Genomic DNA, 255 nt, shown 5'->3' with positions numbered 1-255 from the left:
GGTCGTGGAGGACCGGGACGGCAAGAAGATCGTCGAGATCGGCGACAAGCTTTGGCCGCTCCCCTTCCCGCTCGCGAAACGTGGTGATGGCAAATGGGCCTTCGATACCAAGGCGGGCTTCGAGGAGGTCCTCGACAGGCGGATCGGCGAGAATGAACTGCAAGCGATCGACACCATGCGCAACTACGTCGACGCGCAGCAAGAATACGCTTCGGCCGATCACGACGGCGACGGCGTTCTCGAATATGCACAGAA

General features: G+C 60.8%; 1 protein-coding gene. It reads left to right on the top strand.

Annotated features, from left to right (window positions below; all coding sequences use genetic code 11):
- On the top strand, window positions 1-255 hold a 255-nt coding region (locus tag IB248_RS31270; RefSeq protein WP_192242270.1), incomplete at both ends, for a DUF2950 family protein.

The sequence above is a fragment of the Rhizobium sp. RHZ01 genome (assembly GCF_014851595.1).
Classification (GTDB): Bacteria; Pseudomonadota; Alphaproteobacteria; order Rhizobiales; family Rhizobiaceae; genus Rhizobium; species Rhizobium altiplani.
Note: the sequence above shows the minus strand (reverse complement) of the source record. Positions and strands in the feature narration are given on the sequence as shown.